The 15,439-nt window shown below is 62.1% G+C and carries 11 protein-coding genes; 4 read left to right on the top strand and 7 right to left on the bottom strand.

The genetic code is table 11. From position 1 onward, the window contains the following. Positions 1–14 precede the first annotated feature (14 nt). Positions 15–704, top strand: a complete 690-nt coding sequence (locus BUA38_RS29480; RefSeq protein WP_072823511.1) for a TetR/AcrR family transcriptional regulator — start codon at positions 15–17, stop codon at positions 702–704. Between the two features lie 139 nt (positions 705–843). Beyond that, on the top strand, positions 844–2,979 hold the full coding sequence (locus BUA38_RS29475; protein ID WP_072823509.1) for an alkaline phosphatase family protein: 2,136 nt from the start codon (positions 844–846) through the stop codon (positions 2,977–2,979). 81 nt (positions 2,980–3,060) lie between these two features. On the opposite strand, the gene BUA38_RS29470 is transcribed toward BUA38_RS29475, so the two are convergent. The 5 genes from BUA38_RS29470 to BUA38_RS29450 all read right to left on the bottom strand — a co-directional run bounded on the left by BUA38_RS29470 (position 3,061) and on the right by BUA38_RS29450 (position 8,985). Further along, positions 3,061–3,948 (bottom strand): 3-keto-5-aminohexanoate cleavage protein, encoded by an 888-nt coding sequence (locus BUA38_RS29470; protein ID WP_072823507.1) that lies wholly within the window; start codon positions 3,946–3,948, stop codon positions 3,061–3,063. A gap of 85 nt (positions 3,949–4,033) precedes the next feature. After that, on the bottom strand, positions 4,034–4,390 hold the full coding sequence (locus tag BUA38_RS29465) for a hypothetical protein (RefSeq protein WP_072823505.1): 357 nt from the start codon (positions 4,388–4,390) through the stop codon (positions 4,034–4,036). A gap of 147 nt (positions 4,391–4,537) precedes the next feature. Beyond that, complete coding sequence (locus tag BUA38_RS29460; protein ID WP_072823503.1) at positions 4,538–5,581, bottom strand: 2Fe-2S iron-sulfur cluster-binding protein; 1,044 nt, start codon at positions 5,579–5,581, stop codon at positions 4,538–4,540. Further along, complete coding sequence (locus BUA38_RS29455; protein WP_072823501.1) at positions 5,578–7,461, bottom strand: ethylbenzene dehydrogenase-related protein; 1,884 nt, start codon at positions 7,459–7,461, stop codon at positions 5,578–5,580. The genes BUA38_RS29460 and BUA38_RS29455 overlap by 4 nt, the downstream gene beginning before the upstream one ends. Positions 7,462–7,773: 312 nt before the next feature. Next, positions 7,774–8,985, bottom strand: coding sequence for a hypothetical protein (locus tag BUA38_RS29450; protein ID WP_072823499.1), 1,212 nt, complete (start codon positions 8,983–8,985; stop codon positions 7,774–7,776). 568 nt (positions 8,986–9,553) lie between these two features. Here BUA38_RS29450 and BUA38_RS29445 point away from each other — a divergent pair. Together BUA38_RS29445 and BUA38_RS29435 are read left to right on the top strand one after the other, a co-directional pair. Beyond that, positions 9,554–11,236 carry a type I secretion system permease/ATPase gene (locus BUA38_RS29445; RefSeq protein WP_072826534.1) on the top strand — a complete coding sequence of 561 codons (1,683 nt, stop codon included), beginning with the start codon at positions 9,554–9,556 and terminating at the stop codon, positions 11,234–11,236. 512 nt (positions 11,237–11,748) lie between these two features. Then, positions 11,749–13,119 carry an HlyD family type I secretion periplasmic adaptor subunit gene (locus BUA38_RS29435; RefSeq protein WP_244553098.1) on the top strand — a complete coding sequence of 457 codons (1,371 nt, stop codon included), beginning with the start codon at positions 11,749–11,751 and terminating at the stop codon, positions 13,117–13,119. Between the two features lie 21 nt (positions 13,120–13,140). Here the strand turns inward: BUA38_RS29435 and BUA38_RS29430 are convergent, their stop codons facing one another. Then, complete coding sequence (locus tag BUA38_RS29430; protein WP_072823495.1) at positions 13,141–14,385, bottom strand: amidohydrolase family protein; 1,245 nt, start codon at positions 14,383–14,385, stop codon at positions 13,141–13,143. 109 nt (positions 14,386–14,494) lie between these two features. Next, positions 14,495–14,746: a hypothetical protein gene (locus BUA38_RS29425; RefSeq protein ID WP_072823493.1), complete on the bottom strand. Its 252-nt coding sequence runs from the start codon at positions 14,744–14,746 to the stop codon at positions 14,495–14,497. Between the last annotated feature and the right edge of the window lie 693 nt (positions 14,747–15,439).

The raw sequence follows: 15,439 nt of genomic DNA, 5'->3' as shown, positions 1-15,439 counted from the left end.
CCCGCAAAGCCGTCATGCCGTCAGACCAGACCCGCGCCTCGATCCTCGACGCCGCCGAGCGCCTTTACGCCGAGCGTGGCTTCGGCGAGGTGACGCTGCGCGACATCGTGGCGGCGGCCGGCGTCAATCTCGCGGCGGTGAACTATCACTTCGGTTCCAAGGACGCACTGATCGCCGAACTCTTCGTCACCCGCGGCGTCGCCACCAACCGCGCGCGGCTCACCGAGCTGAAGGAAGCCGAAACCGCCGGCAATGGACGCGCCGACGTCAAGGCGATCCTGCGCGCGCTAGTCGGCCCGACCCTGCGCGGGTGCCTCGGTCCGGACAACCAGCAATCCACCGCCGCGCATTTTATGATCCGCGCCTCGATCGAATCGGTGCCGCCGATCCGCCGCATCAAGAATCGCGAAATCGATCACTTGCGGAAGTTCGCCGCCGCGATACGGCGCGCCCTGCCCGATTGCGACGACGCCGACCTTTATTGGGGCCTGCACTTCGCGCTCGCAATGGCGCATCAAACCATTCGCGATACCGAACGCCTGACGAAATTATCGGAAGGCAAATGCGACCTCGACAACGTCGAGGCATTGATCGAACGCATCGTTGACGCCTGCGCCATGATGCTGACGGCGGCAAACCGGACGCCGGCGCGGACCGAGACCGCATCCAGCACGATCCGCCGTGCGGAAAAGCTGAAAAACTGAGCGCTTTGCGCGCGCGTCGACTTATGTCGCCAACATATTCTTATGTTCGGTGACATAATCAAAGCTGTCACGCCGTTTCGAATAAACTGTCACGCCGCATCGGTAGGTTCCCCGCCATTTTCAACTGCGGAGAACCAAGATGCATCAAACCAAGTATACGCTGCGCCACCGAAAAATCGGACTGCTGGCCGGCGTCGCGGCGCTCGGCGCCCTCACGACGAATGCCGGCGCGGCCGATCCGGACAAGGCCGCCGATCACGTCCACACCACGACCCCAATCAAGCATGTGATCGTCGTGCTCGCCGAAAATTCCAGCTTCGACCACGCCTTTGGCACGTACCGGCCGCGCAATGGCCAGCACATTCACAATCTCCTGTCACGGGGCATCGTGAATGCGGATGGCACGCCGGGTCCGAACTTCAGCCAGGCGGCGCAGTTCACGGTCACGCCGCAGCCCAACTATTTCACCTCCGCGCCGGACAACGGCAAGACGGCTTACACCACGCTGCCTCCGCCGGACCTGAACGGTGTGCCTTTGGTGGCCAGCGACACCAACCCGCCGCCCTTCGCCACTGTTGCCGCCGCCCAGGCGGCAGAGCCGAGCCTCGAGGCCGAAGATGCGGTGCTGCTGACCACTGGTTCCGCCAAAACTACTGGGATTCCCGCAGGCTTCGTCTTCACGCCTGAAACGAGTCTCACGGCCCGCAATCCCGACACGCGCATTCTCAACGTACTTAATCTGCCGAACGGTCCGTTCCAACAGACCGCAAAGGACGCACAAGGTCACGGTCTTCCCTACGACGCGTACACCGAGGATACGTTCCATCGCTTCTTCCAGATGTGGCAGCAATCGGATTGCAACGTCTCGCATGCGACTGCGCACAATCCGAGCGGCTGTCTGGCCGATCTCCTGCCCTTCGTCATGACCACCTTCCGCGGCCCGACGGAAGCCGGCATGGGCACCTCGATGGCCTTCTTCAATATGAACCAGGGCGATGCGCCGACGCTCAAGCGGCTCGCGCAGGAATATTCGATTGCCGACAACTATCATCAGGCGGTGATGGGTGGCACCGGCGCCAATCACATCATGATCGGCACCGGCGACGTCTACTTCTTCAACAACACGTTCGCGGAAAATGGCGTGTTCAACGCCAACAGCTTCCAGCCCGAGCCGCCGCCGAAGGCGCCGGGATCGCTGCTCGGTCTGCCGCCGCAGATTCAGATTTCGCTGGTTGCGAATCCGAACCCGGTGCCCGGCTCCAACAACATCTACCAGAACGACCCCGGAGCTGCGCTCGGCGAATATGTGAACTGCTCCGACGCGACGCAGCCTGGCGTCACGGAGATCACCAGCTATCTGGCGACGCTGCCCTTTAAGACCTCCACCGCCACGAGCTGCGCGCCAAACACCTTCTACGCGGTCAACAACTTCTTCCCCGGCTACCACCCGAACGGCACGCCGGCGAACCCGCTGTCACCCAAGCAGGCGGCGGACGGCAGCGACATCTTCTTCATTCCCCCGCAGAACTTGCCGACCATCGGCGATGCGCTGAACGCGAAGAACGTGCCCTGGGTCTATTACGGCGGTGGCTTCAATGAAGCAGTGGCAGGCCTTCCCAACGCGTTCTGCCCGATCTGCAATCCGATGCAGTACGCCGCCTCGATTTACGGCAATCCCGCCCAGATCAAGGCGCACACCGCAGACATCACCGATTTCTTCACGGCCGTCGCCAACGACCAGTTGCCGTCGGTTGCCTTCGTCAAGCCGAGCGGCCTGGCGGACGGTCATCCGCAATCGTCCAAGCTGATCCTGTTCGAGGCGCTGCTCGACAACATCGTCGATCAGGTCCGCGCCAAGCCGGAGTTGTTTGCTGAAACCGCCATCATCGTCACCTGGGATGAAAGCGGCGGTTTCTACGATTCAGGCTTCATCCAGCCGGTCGATTTCTTCGGCGACGGCCCGCGCGTGCCGCTGCTCGTGATCTCGCCGTACTCCCGTGGCGGTCGCGTGGTGCATACCTATTACGACCACGTCTCGATCACCAAGTTCATCGAGCGCAACTGGGGACTGAAGCCGCTCAGCGCGCGCAGCCGCGACAATCTGCCAAATCCGATCATGGACGAGGACGACAATCGCTACGTGCCGCGCAACATGCCGGCGATCGGCGACCTCATGGATATGTTCGACTTCGACGATCGTGATGGTCTGCGAAAGGATATCAGAAACGATATCGACCGGATTCTCGACCGCATCCTGGACGGCCGCAACGGCTAACCGTTGCGACAGCTCCCGCTGTTGGAAAACAAGCAAGGGCGGTGTGGCAGCACACCGCCCTTTGACTTTTGGAGGGCGGGCTCAGGAAAGCTTGAGCATCGCCCGTGCTTCGGCTGATGTCGCAACCGTGGCGCCCAGGTCTTTCAGGATTTGCGCGGCATGCGCCACCAGCTCGGCATTGGTTTTCGCGAGCACGCCCTTGGACAGATAGAGGTTGTCCTCCATGCCGACACGCACATGGCCGCCGAGCAGCCAGGACTGCGCCACCATCGGAAATTCGGAGCGGCCAATGCCGAACCCGGCCCAGGTCGCCCCCTCCGGCAGCAGGTTGCGGGCGTAGAGCATGGTTTCCGGCGACGGGTCGAAACCGTATTTGACGCCGAGCACCAGCGAGCACAGCGGCGGCCCCTGCAAGGTGCCGTCCGCGAGCAGATCGCGCGCCAGATGAATGTCGCCGGAATCAAACAGCTCGATCTCCGGCAACACCCGGGCCGCGCGCATCCGCGCCGCCATCTTGCGAACGTTCGGCGGCGTGTTGATCACGACCTGGCCGCCGGAATTCATGGTGTTGAGATCGAGCGTACAAATCTCGGGCTTGAGGAGCTCGATATGCTCGACGCGCTTTTCCGGCGCCATCAACGTGGTGCCGGGACCGGCAACCTTCGGGTCTTCCTCCGACGGCACGAAGCGCCCGCCCGGGCCCGTGGTCAGGTTGATGATCAATCTGGAGTTCTTCGCGCGGATGCGGCCCATCACGTCGCGATAGAGATCGATCGACATCGAGGGGCGGCCGGTCTCGGGATCGCGCACGTGAATATGGGCGACCGAGGCGCCCGCCTCTGCCGCCTCCAGCGCGCTGTCGGCGATCTGCTGCGGCGTGATCGGCAGATAAGGCGACTGTTCCGGCCGGGTGATATTGCCCGTGATCGCGCAGGTGATGATGACTTTGGAATGGGGTTGATACGCCATGGCGCGGTGCCTTTATCGGCTTGATGGGGCTGAGCGACTGGAATAGCGCAGCGGACAGCCGGTGGCGAGCCACTCCGATAGCGGATCAGCCCTTCTTTTTGGTCGCTTTCTTGGCTGCCGCCTTGCTCTTGGTCTCCTTGCCCTTGGCCGCCTCGGCCATCTTGGCCTCCGCCGCCTTGAGCTCTTCCAGCGCGGCTCTCATCGCCCGTGCGTAGCTGTCGGCAGCGTTCTCGGCCGTGAGTTGCAACCGCCGCGCGGCCGCCGTCGCGAGCAGCATCATGCCGCTCGCCGTCTGCTTGAGGCGCGCCTTGCCCTCTTTGGTTTTGGCCTTGGCGGCCAGCCCCGCCAGTCGGGCCTGGCGCTTCTTCGCCTCCGCCATCAACGCCTTGTGTTGCGCCTTTCCGATTCCGCGGATGACAACATCAAGGTCTGTATCGGCCATTTCTCAATTCCTGAAAATGCGGGGTGAACCTGTCGCGGGCGAAAACCCGCGTCAGGTTTCAACCATATCGCATTTTCATACGCCAGCATCATTTGCTTGTCCAAGGCAGCGAGCACCTGGACATTTCGCCCGGTCGTCCCTGTCGCCTCACCCGACCAGCCGCGACGCAATCCCTGAAAACGCTTTCCCTGGCGATCGAGCCAGCCGACCCAATGACCGCGCCAGCCCACTTTGGCCATTCGATGTTTCGCTGGACATAAAGGGATCGGTAAAGCATCTGGCGCCGGCCGCCCTCGCGATCCGCGCCACCTGCGCTGTCATGGCGGGAGCACCGGAGACATAGACCAGGTCGTTGGCTGACAAGATCGGCAGATGATCCGTGGGACGTCCGATTCGAATGGCGGGCGACACACTTTGTGTTTCCGACACGGTCGGAATGATGGTGACGTTCGGAAACAGCGCCAGGCGGCAAAGTGCGGCGTGCATATACAGCGACTGAAGCCTTCGCGCAGCGACCACGAAAATCAACTCTCGCTCCGGGCGCTCGATGATCGATGCGACCGCAACCGACCACATTGGCGCAAAACCCGTACCGCTGGAGGCAAGCACAACGCCGCCGGCGTGATTGGGCCTGAGAAAGGCATGGCCGAACGGCCCCGACACCCTCACGCGGTGCCCAACGCGGATCGACCGCCCGAGTTCGGAGGATACGAGACCATTGGGGAATTTCCGGATGTGGAAGTGCATCACGTGTTTCCTCGGCCGCCCCTCCAACGGATAGGTCGGGCTGTAATTGCGCGCTGGGAAGCCGAAGAACTGCAATTTGCAGAACTGACCGGGAAGATAATGAAACGGCTTCGGCAGCTCCAGGTCGATGCCGAGCACATCGGGCGCCAAGGGAACGATCGCCGCCACGCGAGCCGTCACCGACGTCTGGTCAGGCGTGCGTTCGGTCTCGATTTCGATGTCGGACATGAGCCGCGCCTGACAGGCATGGATCATCTCATCATCGTCGTTCTGGCCGCCAAAAACGCGTCCCTTCACCAGGCGCACACGACAGGCGCCGCAGATTCCGCTCCGGCAATCGTGAGGCAATTCGACGCCATTGAGCAAAGCTGCGTCGAGCAGAACGTCGCCGCAGTTGGCCGGGAACGATTTTCGATTCAATGTTACCTGGCAGGTCTTCTTCATTTTTCGACCTCAAGCCGGATCGGTCTTACGTGCCGGGTATGCCGGATCTGACTGTGGTCGAAAGCGGCGACCCGCATGAAAACGCCAGTCTTGATCGGAACGTCGTACTCGCTGCCGGTGTCGAGGCGTCGCGCGACTTCCAGCGCCCAACGTCCGGATGCCCATCGAGCCATACATCTGACGTCCGCGCGATCGCCGACAAACTCCCCCGCGATGATGACGCCGGGAATGGTCGCGCCTATCGGAATTCGAGCATCGTCAGCCGCCGAATATGGAATCGACTCCGCCTCCGTCATGAACCAGCGGCTGCCATCTTCGTCACCGTGACTAGGGTCCAGGTCAACCCGCCCCATGGCGGCGGTTGTCGCTGCTACATCCTTCGGCAACCTGAGAGGCGCGACGAACCGCGCACCGCCCGTCACATCCGCCTCGATAGCAAAATTGTCGACGTAGTTGGCCGCGCCCGGATCGGGTGCGAAGCCGCCCTTGTAAGGGACGATATGGTGAGCCTGCATCGGGGTCGGCTCCAGCGGAGGACCAAAGTGGGCGTCGTCCATCCAGCCGGTCGAACCGCTCGTCGCCCTCCATTCCCAGACATCGACGTAACCGGCCGTCGAATAATGCAGCCCACGGCCGGTTGTGGTCGCCGGCGCACCTGGAATGGGATGCGGGCTTGCATGAAACGTTCGATCGCCAGCAAGCGTCAGATCGGCCGTGGTCAGCAAGACCGAAAATTTGTCTTCGTGGAAGTCGCTTTCGTCGCCACTCTCCAAACCATTGTTGAGGATACGCCAGCCGCCGCTTTCCTTCAGCAGTGGAAAGTGTTTGAGCGATCGCGTCGGGTCTTCCCATATGAACAGAAAGTAGGCCCAGGTGCCGTCGTGCACCGCCCGAACTTCGATCCTTGTCTCTCCTCTTCCCTCGAAATTTCCTCCGCCATTGGTCGTGACGAAAAATGGGATGGCCGCGCGCCAGGCCCGATCCGACGTGTCGCCATCGAGCGTGGGTGCATCCGCGCCGTCGATCCGGTGGATCTCGAGTTGGTCCACGGCCAGCCGGTCGGCAGCAAGAATAAATGAAGTACCGGTGATGGCGACGGCCGCCGCCACGACCAGGGGATTGGCCTGAAGCGTGGGATATCGCCGCCTCGAACCGCTGCCTTGAGCGCTCGTGCCGGCCGGTGTGATGCTGGATTGCGCGCCTCTTGGCTTCCGCAGGTCGCCATTTAACGGGAAACCCGGCTCGGTCGGGAGCCCATTGCCGGGCGCGACATGGCGCGCCGGCGCTGCCGATTGCTCTGCCAACATCGCCAGCAATTCGACGGCATCGAGCTGTTTGGACGGCGGCGGCAGGTGCGCCGGTCGAAAGATACGGAATAACTGCGACAACCCGCCGATCTTGAAATGAGTCAGAATATGAAGCGCCGCAAAGGCCAGTATCACCCACGTCGAATACCAATGCAGCGTCGCAGCATCGTATCCGGCCAGAATGCCGAAATAGAGCGCAGCCCCGCTTGCCATCAGCAGCGACATCGCAATGAAGAAGACCCAGCAGAGCAAAACGTTGATGGCGCCCAGGCGGGCTTCCACGCGGCCGAACAATCCGCGAAAGCGCATGCCGTCCAGCTTGACACGGCGCGTCAGCCCGGACCTGACCAGATAAACGGCGTAGGCAAGCGCGACCGCAACCAGCACCAATGCGGCCTGCATATGTATCACCCATACGCTTTCGCGCGGCAGGACGGCATCGAAGAGATTGATCCAGAGACGCTCGGGCGTCTCAGTGGCGATGCGCATTCCGCTGAAGAACGCCACACCAAAGGCGCCGACAAGTAACCAATGCAGGATGATGGTGCCGTAGTCCGTCTTGCGGTATTTCATTCGCGAACTCCGTCCCCAGGGAGCTCACCGCCTCTTCGCATCACGCGACCATCGAACCGCGGGCCATTATTGTGCATGCCAGCGACTACTTCGCTGCACGACCTGGCCCCGCTTCCCGGTTTGGCCCGCCAAATACGCCGCAAAAAGCCAAGCTCGCTAAACAAAGCAGCATCCCCAACTGTCATCGCCGTCCCGGCGAACTAACGATCCCTTCTGATCTGGCGGCCGCCCTCCGCTACATCATGTCTGTTCGCGCCTGACCGAATTCCGGCGTCTCGTCGATCGAACGAGACGCCGGCGATCAAGTAGTCGTCACCCCCACATGTGGTGGAAGTGATGCATCACGTTCTGGAAATGATGGCCACCGGTATCGATGCCAGGCGAAAGGTCCGCACCATTGTTCGCGGCCTGCGGTGCACTGGCCGGAGCGTTCGGTGCCGGCTGGGTGGTCTGCGTCACCGGACCGGCTGCCGTCTGGAGATCGCCGAGCAGCGCCGAGAGGCCGTTATTGGTGTGGCCACCGCCGGCCGCCTGGACCAACGCCTGCAAGTCAGAGACCACGGCCGCCGCGCTGTTCTGACCACCACCCTGGAGAAGCGCAATCAGATCGGCGACGAGGTGGTTCCCACCGTCTCCGGCCGACGTCGTCCCGGGATCCGGCGTCCCTGCCGGCGGCGTCGTGGTCGGAGGTGTCGTTGTTGGCGGCGTCGTTGTCGGAGGCGACGTCGGGTCGGGGTTTGGTGTTACCGCAGTCGCCTGCGCCGCAGCGACCACGCTCGCGTAGCTTCCCCCGTCCGCCATGAGGTTATTGCCCGCCACATCGGACGCATTGGCCGACAACTGCGTAACCGCGGCGTTGACTTCCCCGGCATTGTGAGTTTGCAAGCCGTCAATCAATGCGTTTGCCGCCGTGCCCGCCGTGCCATCCGATCGAAATTCGTTCCAGAAGCGCGCCGACCACAAGCCGCCTTGCGACTGATCGAACGCGTTTGAACTGTTTTCGAAGGTCTGAATCTGCTGGACGAGCCCGGCAATATCGCCCTGGAATCCGTTGTTCTCGATCGTGGTCGCCATCTGGCCAAGATGATTGCTGTCCTGAATCCACTGCGTCACGAATGTCGTCTGGGTCGCATTGTCGAGGAACGGCGTAGCCGGCGTGTTCAATGCCGGCAGCGGTGTCGGATTGAAGATGGCCTGCACACCGGGATCGCCCTGCGCTATATCAATAATGTCGCGATGGATGTCGTTGATGGCGCGCCCAACAAATTGTCCGAGGTCGGTTCCCAGGATCGGCGTACCGGTCGGCGAGTTTGCGAGTTCGACGGTCGCGATCTCTTCGTTGAGCTGGTTGATGATGACATGCGTGTGCAGATCGGTCAGGCTGTTGATCTGGGGATCGGCCGCACTCAACATTTGCTGCACGCCGACCAAGTCCGAGACGATCGCGCTAACCTGATCCGGACCGATACCGCCAATCTCCCGCGTCGTTGCGTCGTTAAACAGGTCCGTTGCTGTCAGAGCCATTGACTTTCTCCTGCTATTCTCTGTTGCGATTAATCCGATCGCCGCCGCTGTTGTTGGCCGTGTCTGTCATCGTGCGACAAATATTGTCGCCGAGGTCACTGACGTGGCGACGTCATTCGAAGACACTTCGCCACGTTCAACCTTGGGACGCATTTGCGTCCAAGTTCGTGGCGCCTTTCGGCCGACAAGGCGGCCGAGCGTGAGACAAGTAAGGTAATAGCGTGGCTCGCCTCATCGTTCGCAAGTCGGACAGATGGTGCTGGAGGACGAACGTCATACATCTACGTTTCGACAACAGCGACGCGCCTGGAGCTTTAATCGGCAACTTTCTGCGCCACGCTTGCCACGATCGTCATAACGTTTGTGCGCGCGCGTCGCATTCTCGCCGAAATATGGTCAGCATCGACCGTCAATCAAAACCGGCTGCGCATGATGGTGGAGAGACGCAGTCATGACTTCTGCTCAGATTGGCGCGCTGGAGAAGGATTCTCTGTCGGGCCTTTCCAACCTCTTCGGGCTTTCGTCCGACGATCCCGTCACGCTCGGGATGCGCGCGAGTGCGCGACGCATGGTCGGCATCGCCGTATTCAGCGGTGTGATCAACGTGCTCATGCTGTCGGGCTCTCTTTATATGCTGCAGGTCTACGACCGGGTGATTCCGAGCCGCAATACCGCGACATTGCTGGGTCTGTCGCTGATCGTCCTGTTCGCTTACCTCGTGCAGGGATATTTCGACGCGCTACGGGCGCGAATGCTCTGCAGGGTGGCGACGCTTTTTGATGCAAGCCTGCAACGGTCGATCCACACCGCGCTCGCTACCTTGCCGCTGCGCGGCGTCAAACCGATGCTGATGCAACAGCCGTTGCGCGACCTGGACCAGGTGCGCAGCTTTCTGTCGGGGATGGGACCGACGGCCTTCCTCGATATGCCATGGATTCCGCTCTTTCTCGCCGCGTTGTTTCTGTTCCATCCTGTGATCGGCTTGACGGCCCTGCTGGGCACAGTCGCGATCATCGCGATGACGCTGCTCTCGGAACAATTATCGCGCGGCGCGGCCAAGGCGGCGATGGATAGCAGCGCGCAACGGCAGGTGTTGGCGGATGCTACCCAGCGCAACGCCGAGGTGGTCAAGGCGCTTGGCATGACGAAGCGGCTATCCGAGCGCTGGGCGTCGGCCAACGAGCGCTATTTGCAGGAAAACATCCGCGCCACCGACGTTAATTCAAATCTCGGTTCGGGCGCGAAGGTGCTCCGCTACGTGCTTCAGTCCGGCCTGCTGGGGATCGGCGCTTATCTCGTCGTGGTCGATCGCGCCTCGGGCGGCGTCATGATCGCCTCGTCGATCATGATGGGCCGAGCGCTCGCACCGGTCGAGATCGCGCTGGGATCCTGGCGACAACTCGTTGCCGCACGTCAAGGCATCGCGCGCCTGCGCGAAATCTGCAAGGTCACCGCGGTTTCCCCCTCGCCACCCGTCACGTTGCCGCGTCCTTGCCGGGAGCTTTCAGTCACGGGTCTGGTCGTTTGCGCGCCCGGGAACACAAAGGCCATCGTCTCGAACGTTTCTTTTTCGCTCAAGGCTGGAATGGGCCTGGCGCTGCTGGGCGCCAGCGCATCGGGGAAGACGTCACTATCCAGAGCACTGGTGGGAATCTGGCCGGCGCAGCACGGCGTCGTCCGGCTCGACGGCGCCGCCCTCGATCAATGGGGCGAGCATCTCGGCCAGTATGTGGGCTATCTGCCGCAGGACGTCGAGCTGTTTGACGGGACCGTTGCCGAAAACATCTGCCGCTTCGATAGCGATGCGGGCTCCGACGCCATTTTGCGGGCCGCGCAGATCGCCGGCGTGCATGAGATCGTTCTGCGATTGCCGGACGGTTACTCGACGCGGATCGGCCAGGGCGGCACGTCGCTTTCCGCCGGGCAGCGTCAACGGATCGGTTTGGCACGCGCGGTATTTGGCGATCCATTCCTGGTCGTACTCGATGAACCAAACGCCAATCTGGATGCTGACGGGGAAAACGCCCTGCATCGCGCCATCGAGATCCTGCGGCGCAACCAATCCATCGTCATCGTGATCTCGCATCGCCCGAGCGCGCTCGTCGCGTTGAACATGGCCATGGTGCTCTACGAAGGCAAAGCGATCGCATTTGGTCCACGCGAAGAGATCTTCGCCCGTGTTCGCAATGCGTCGGCAAGAGGCGGATCGGGCGCGCATCCACGAATGGCGGAGAGCGCACGACCATGCTGAGTGACAACACTGCAACGTATACCAGCAAGGTCCCGCATCGCTGGGCGAACACCGAGAGCGCGGGCGGTGCAGGGCCACAAGGCGCCGCGCTGATTCTAGAATTACAGCGCTTGAGGCAGGCGCTGGAGCGTGACCAAGCGCAGGCTTCTTCAGGTCCGCGCCCCTCGCCCAGCCGCCGCCATCCCAGCCAACCGAAACATCGGCAGAAACGAAACATCGGGCGAGCCATCGGTGCCTGGCTCGACCAGCTCGGGCTTTCCCCTTCCGGCAAACGAAGGCACGCGATAGATCCGAGGCGTCAAGCCGACGTCGCTTCCCTGCGAGGCCGGAATGGATCCGATATCGCCTCTGATGCCTCGCCTCCAACCGTTCTCGATCAAGCGCCTCTCCAGCCGCACGAAAGCTATCAGTCAATGCGCATCGAGAGCATCCGGATGGAACTGCCGCCACCGGCGAGCGGGACAGGTTCGGCACACTCGGCAAGAAGCCTGGCTGCCGTCTGTCGAGACGGCTTGAGCACCTCGCTGTCCTTTATCCTCAATGCCGAAGGCGCCACCGGGGATGAAGCCGCGGCAGGTGACGATTTGACCTTTCGAACAGGCCGCGCCCTTGAACGGGAATTGCGGACAGGACTTCGCGTGCTGCTCATCGTTGGCCTCGCCGCCGGCGGCTGGGCTGCGCTGGTGCCGTTGGCCGGGGCCGTTATCGTACCGGGAAATCTCGTTGTTCAATCCAGCGTCAAGGCTATTCAGCATCCAACCGGCGGGGTGGTCTCCGAGATAGCCGTGCATAACGGCCAGCGGGTGAGCAGCGGCGAACTGCTTGTGCGTCTCGATGCGATCCAGGCGCAGGCAAGCCTGCAAGTCATCACCAAGCAGCTCGACGAGATTCGCGCCCGGATTGCCCGGCTCACCGCCGAACGCGACGGCGTGAGCCAGATTGCAATACCTGTCGAATTGGCAGACCGAACGCGCGAAGACACCGTGAAAACGCTGTTGACGTCGGAAGAGTCGCTATTCAGGGCGCGTGACAAGGCGCGTCGAAGCCAGATCGATGTCTTTCAAAGCCGCATCTCGCAGCTCGGCGAACAGATCGGCGGCCTTGATGCGCAGGTTGAGGCCAAAACCAAACAGTTGGAATTGATCGGCGGCGAACTCACGGGCGTGCAGACACTTTATGACAAGCAGCTGGTGCCACTGGCGCGGCTCACGGCGCTGCAACGCGAAAGTGCGCGTATCGAGGGCGAACGTGGCCAATTGACGTCATCGATCGCCGAGACCCGCTCCAGGATCGGCGAGGCGCAGCTGCAAATTCTGAAGGTCGAGCATGATTTCCGCTCTGACGTCGTCAAGGAACTGGGCGAAAGCCAGGGCAAGGAAGCCGAGCTCGTCGAGCGTGGCACGGCGGCGCGCGACGTGCTGGACCGGATCGAAATCCGGACGCCAACCTCGGGTGTTGTTCAGCAACTCTCCGTCCACAGCATCGGCGGCGTCATTAAGCCGGGAGACTCGATCATGGAAATCGTCCCCGATCTTGATGACCTTCAGATTGAAGCGCGGCTGCAACCCACCGACATCGACCATGTACGAACAGGTCAGGATGCATTTGTTCGCTTCCCGGCGTTCAACCAGCGTGTAACCCCGCAGGTCAGCGGTGTTGTTTCCTATGTGTCGCCCGATACCAGCCGCGATCAGCAAGCCAACGCCTCGTACTTTACGGTCAGGGTTTCGTTGTCCGAAGACGAGCGGCGGCGACTAGCCGGGCTTCAGCTCGTTCCGGGCATGCCGGCGGAGGTATTCATGCAAACCGGAAGCCGCACCATGATGAGCTACTTGCTCAAGCCGATCACCGATCAAATGCGGCGCGCATTCGTCGAGCAATAAGCGGCTCGGCAGCCCGTCAGATCATGGTCGCGACAATTTCGTCGATGTCGACGAGACCGCCCGCCCTTCAATCATCACGGTGCGTTCCAGCGCGCCGCTGGCGACGAGATCATCGATCGTATCGGCCCGCGCGATCAGCAAATCGGCGCGTGCGCCCTTGCGAATGCCCCAGTCGGCGCCGAGACCGATCATCTCCGCCGGCACTGAGCTTACCATCTCGAACATCTGGCGCAGGTCGGAAAGACCGAATTGCCCGGCGAGCAAGGTCCATCGCGCGATCTCCAGGAGATCGCCCGTGCCGGTGGGGACGAACGGGTCCTGAATGTTGTCGGAAGCGGCCGCGACCGGGATTCCCGCCGCCAGTAGTTCGCGCACCCGCGTCAGTCCGCGCGGCGGCAAACGGTCCGCATCGCGCCCCTGCAGGAACAGATTGGCCGCCGGCAGCGTGACGATGCCGACGCCGGCATCGCGGAGCTCGTCGATCGTCCGCTTCGCCTCATCCGGCGCCATGGCGCTCAAGGCCGAGGAATGGCCGGCGACGACGCGGCCGGCCATGCCGTAGGCCTTCGTCATCCTGGCGATTTCGCCGAACATGGCCCTGCCCGCATCAAGATGCTCGTCGATGTGCATGTCGAGCGGCAGACCACTGCGTTCGGCGCAGTCGAACAAGAGCTTCAACAACGCGATCGGCTCGGACGAAAAGGCCGGCACCCCGCCGATGGCGTCGATCCCGAGTTCGATCGCCTGCCCCAGCCAGGCCTCGCTCTCCGGCAACATCGAGGTCGCGCCCGACGTCACGTGTCCCACAACCTGGATCCGCATATGGCCCGCACATTCCTCGCGCAAGGCCACCATGGCCTCGACGCCGCGTACCCCCGTCTGTGGATCGATATTGGTGTGGCTGCGGATCGCGACCGTACCGTGGACGCTGCATGCTTCGACGGTTCGTCGCGCACGCGCGATCATCTGCTCTTTCGTGATCGAAGGAGCCAGTTCGCGATAGGCCGCCGCCGCACCGGCCAGCGTACCGGAGGGGTTATCGAGCAGCGCGCGGGTCCGCGACTTGTCGAGATGCTGGTGCATGTCGACGAGACCCGGCAACACCAGTTGGCCGTCGACCGCAAGGATCTCGGCGTCGCCATCGGGCAACGACGGGCCGATCCCGTCGATGCGCCCGTCGCCGCCGATCCTGACATCGAGCACCTCCGGCGTGGCCGCACCGAAGCACAGTACGCGGCCACCGCGGATCATCAAAGGACGGCGCATGTCACATCATTCCCTCGCTTCGGATCGGAACTGCCCGATCCCCAAAAGAAAAACCCCGCTCCATCTACGCGATGAAGCGGGGCTTTGTCTTGTGGAATGCTAAGTCGAACTAGAACGATGCGTAGGCGTTACGGAACGCAATCGCGCCGGCCAGCGATCGCGGACGGGTCCGAACGGCATGGCCGTCATTGCCGCTTTCCACGATCCACTGTCCGTTCTCGCGACCGACGATCTTGCCGACGTGATGGCTCCAGACCACGATCGTGCCGACGGAGGGGCCACCGGCGTTGCTGCCGTAGTGCGCCCATGATCGCGCGAGGTTGTACTGCGGGCCGGGGTCGGCACCGACCTGCTGGCGCATGTACCATCCGCACCAGGCACCCGGCCGTCCCCCGACGCTCGCGGACCTGTAGCTCGTTTGCCCAGAGCTTGAGCGTTCGTAACGCGAGCGCCGACGGCCCGAATTCTCGAAGCTGGAGTCTCCGAACCCGGAGGCAAATCCCGAACCAAAGCCCGACCCAGAACCGAACGATCCAGAACCAAAGTTCGAGAACCCGAACTCCTGCGGCTGTTGTCGGTAATGGCGATGGGCGTAGTGCCCATAATGATAATGAGCATAGTGCCGGTAGTGGTGATGCTGGGTTCGCGCTTCCGCACTCGTTGCAAATGCAAATACCAATGCACTCGCGGCAACGAATTTACGCATACTATCTTCCTTCGTATTGTTGAGGGGAAAGCGATCGCTTTGCGATCAAGAGCCGTGTGATCAGGTGCTGGTCACGTTTGCAGCGGCCTCAACGATGAGGCCGAGGTGCATTCGGCTGACCGCCTTAGAAAGACGGGGCGTGGCCGGAATGTGGCGAAGGAATGCAGCAATAACAATGAGATATGCGCTCATGCATGGAACATCTTAACGTTCCATGGGAGCGATCTGAATAGGGCTCAAAAAGCGCCGAAATCGCGCGAAATAGCTGCGAATTCGGCATCTGCGGCGAGCAAACGCAGTCGACCATCCCTCGATTGAATGATGCCCGTCACGTCAAATCGGAGCCTT

Origin of the sequence: Bradyrhizobium erythrophlei, from assembly GCF_900142985.1 — a bacterium.
Lineage (GTDB): Bacteria > Pseudomonadota > Alphaproteobacteria > Rhizobiales > Xanthobacteraceae > Bradyrhizobium > Bradyrhizobium erythrophlei_B.
Note: the sequence above shows the minus strand (reverse complement) of the source record. Positions and strands in the feature narration are given on the sequence as shown.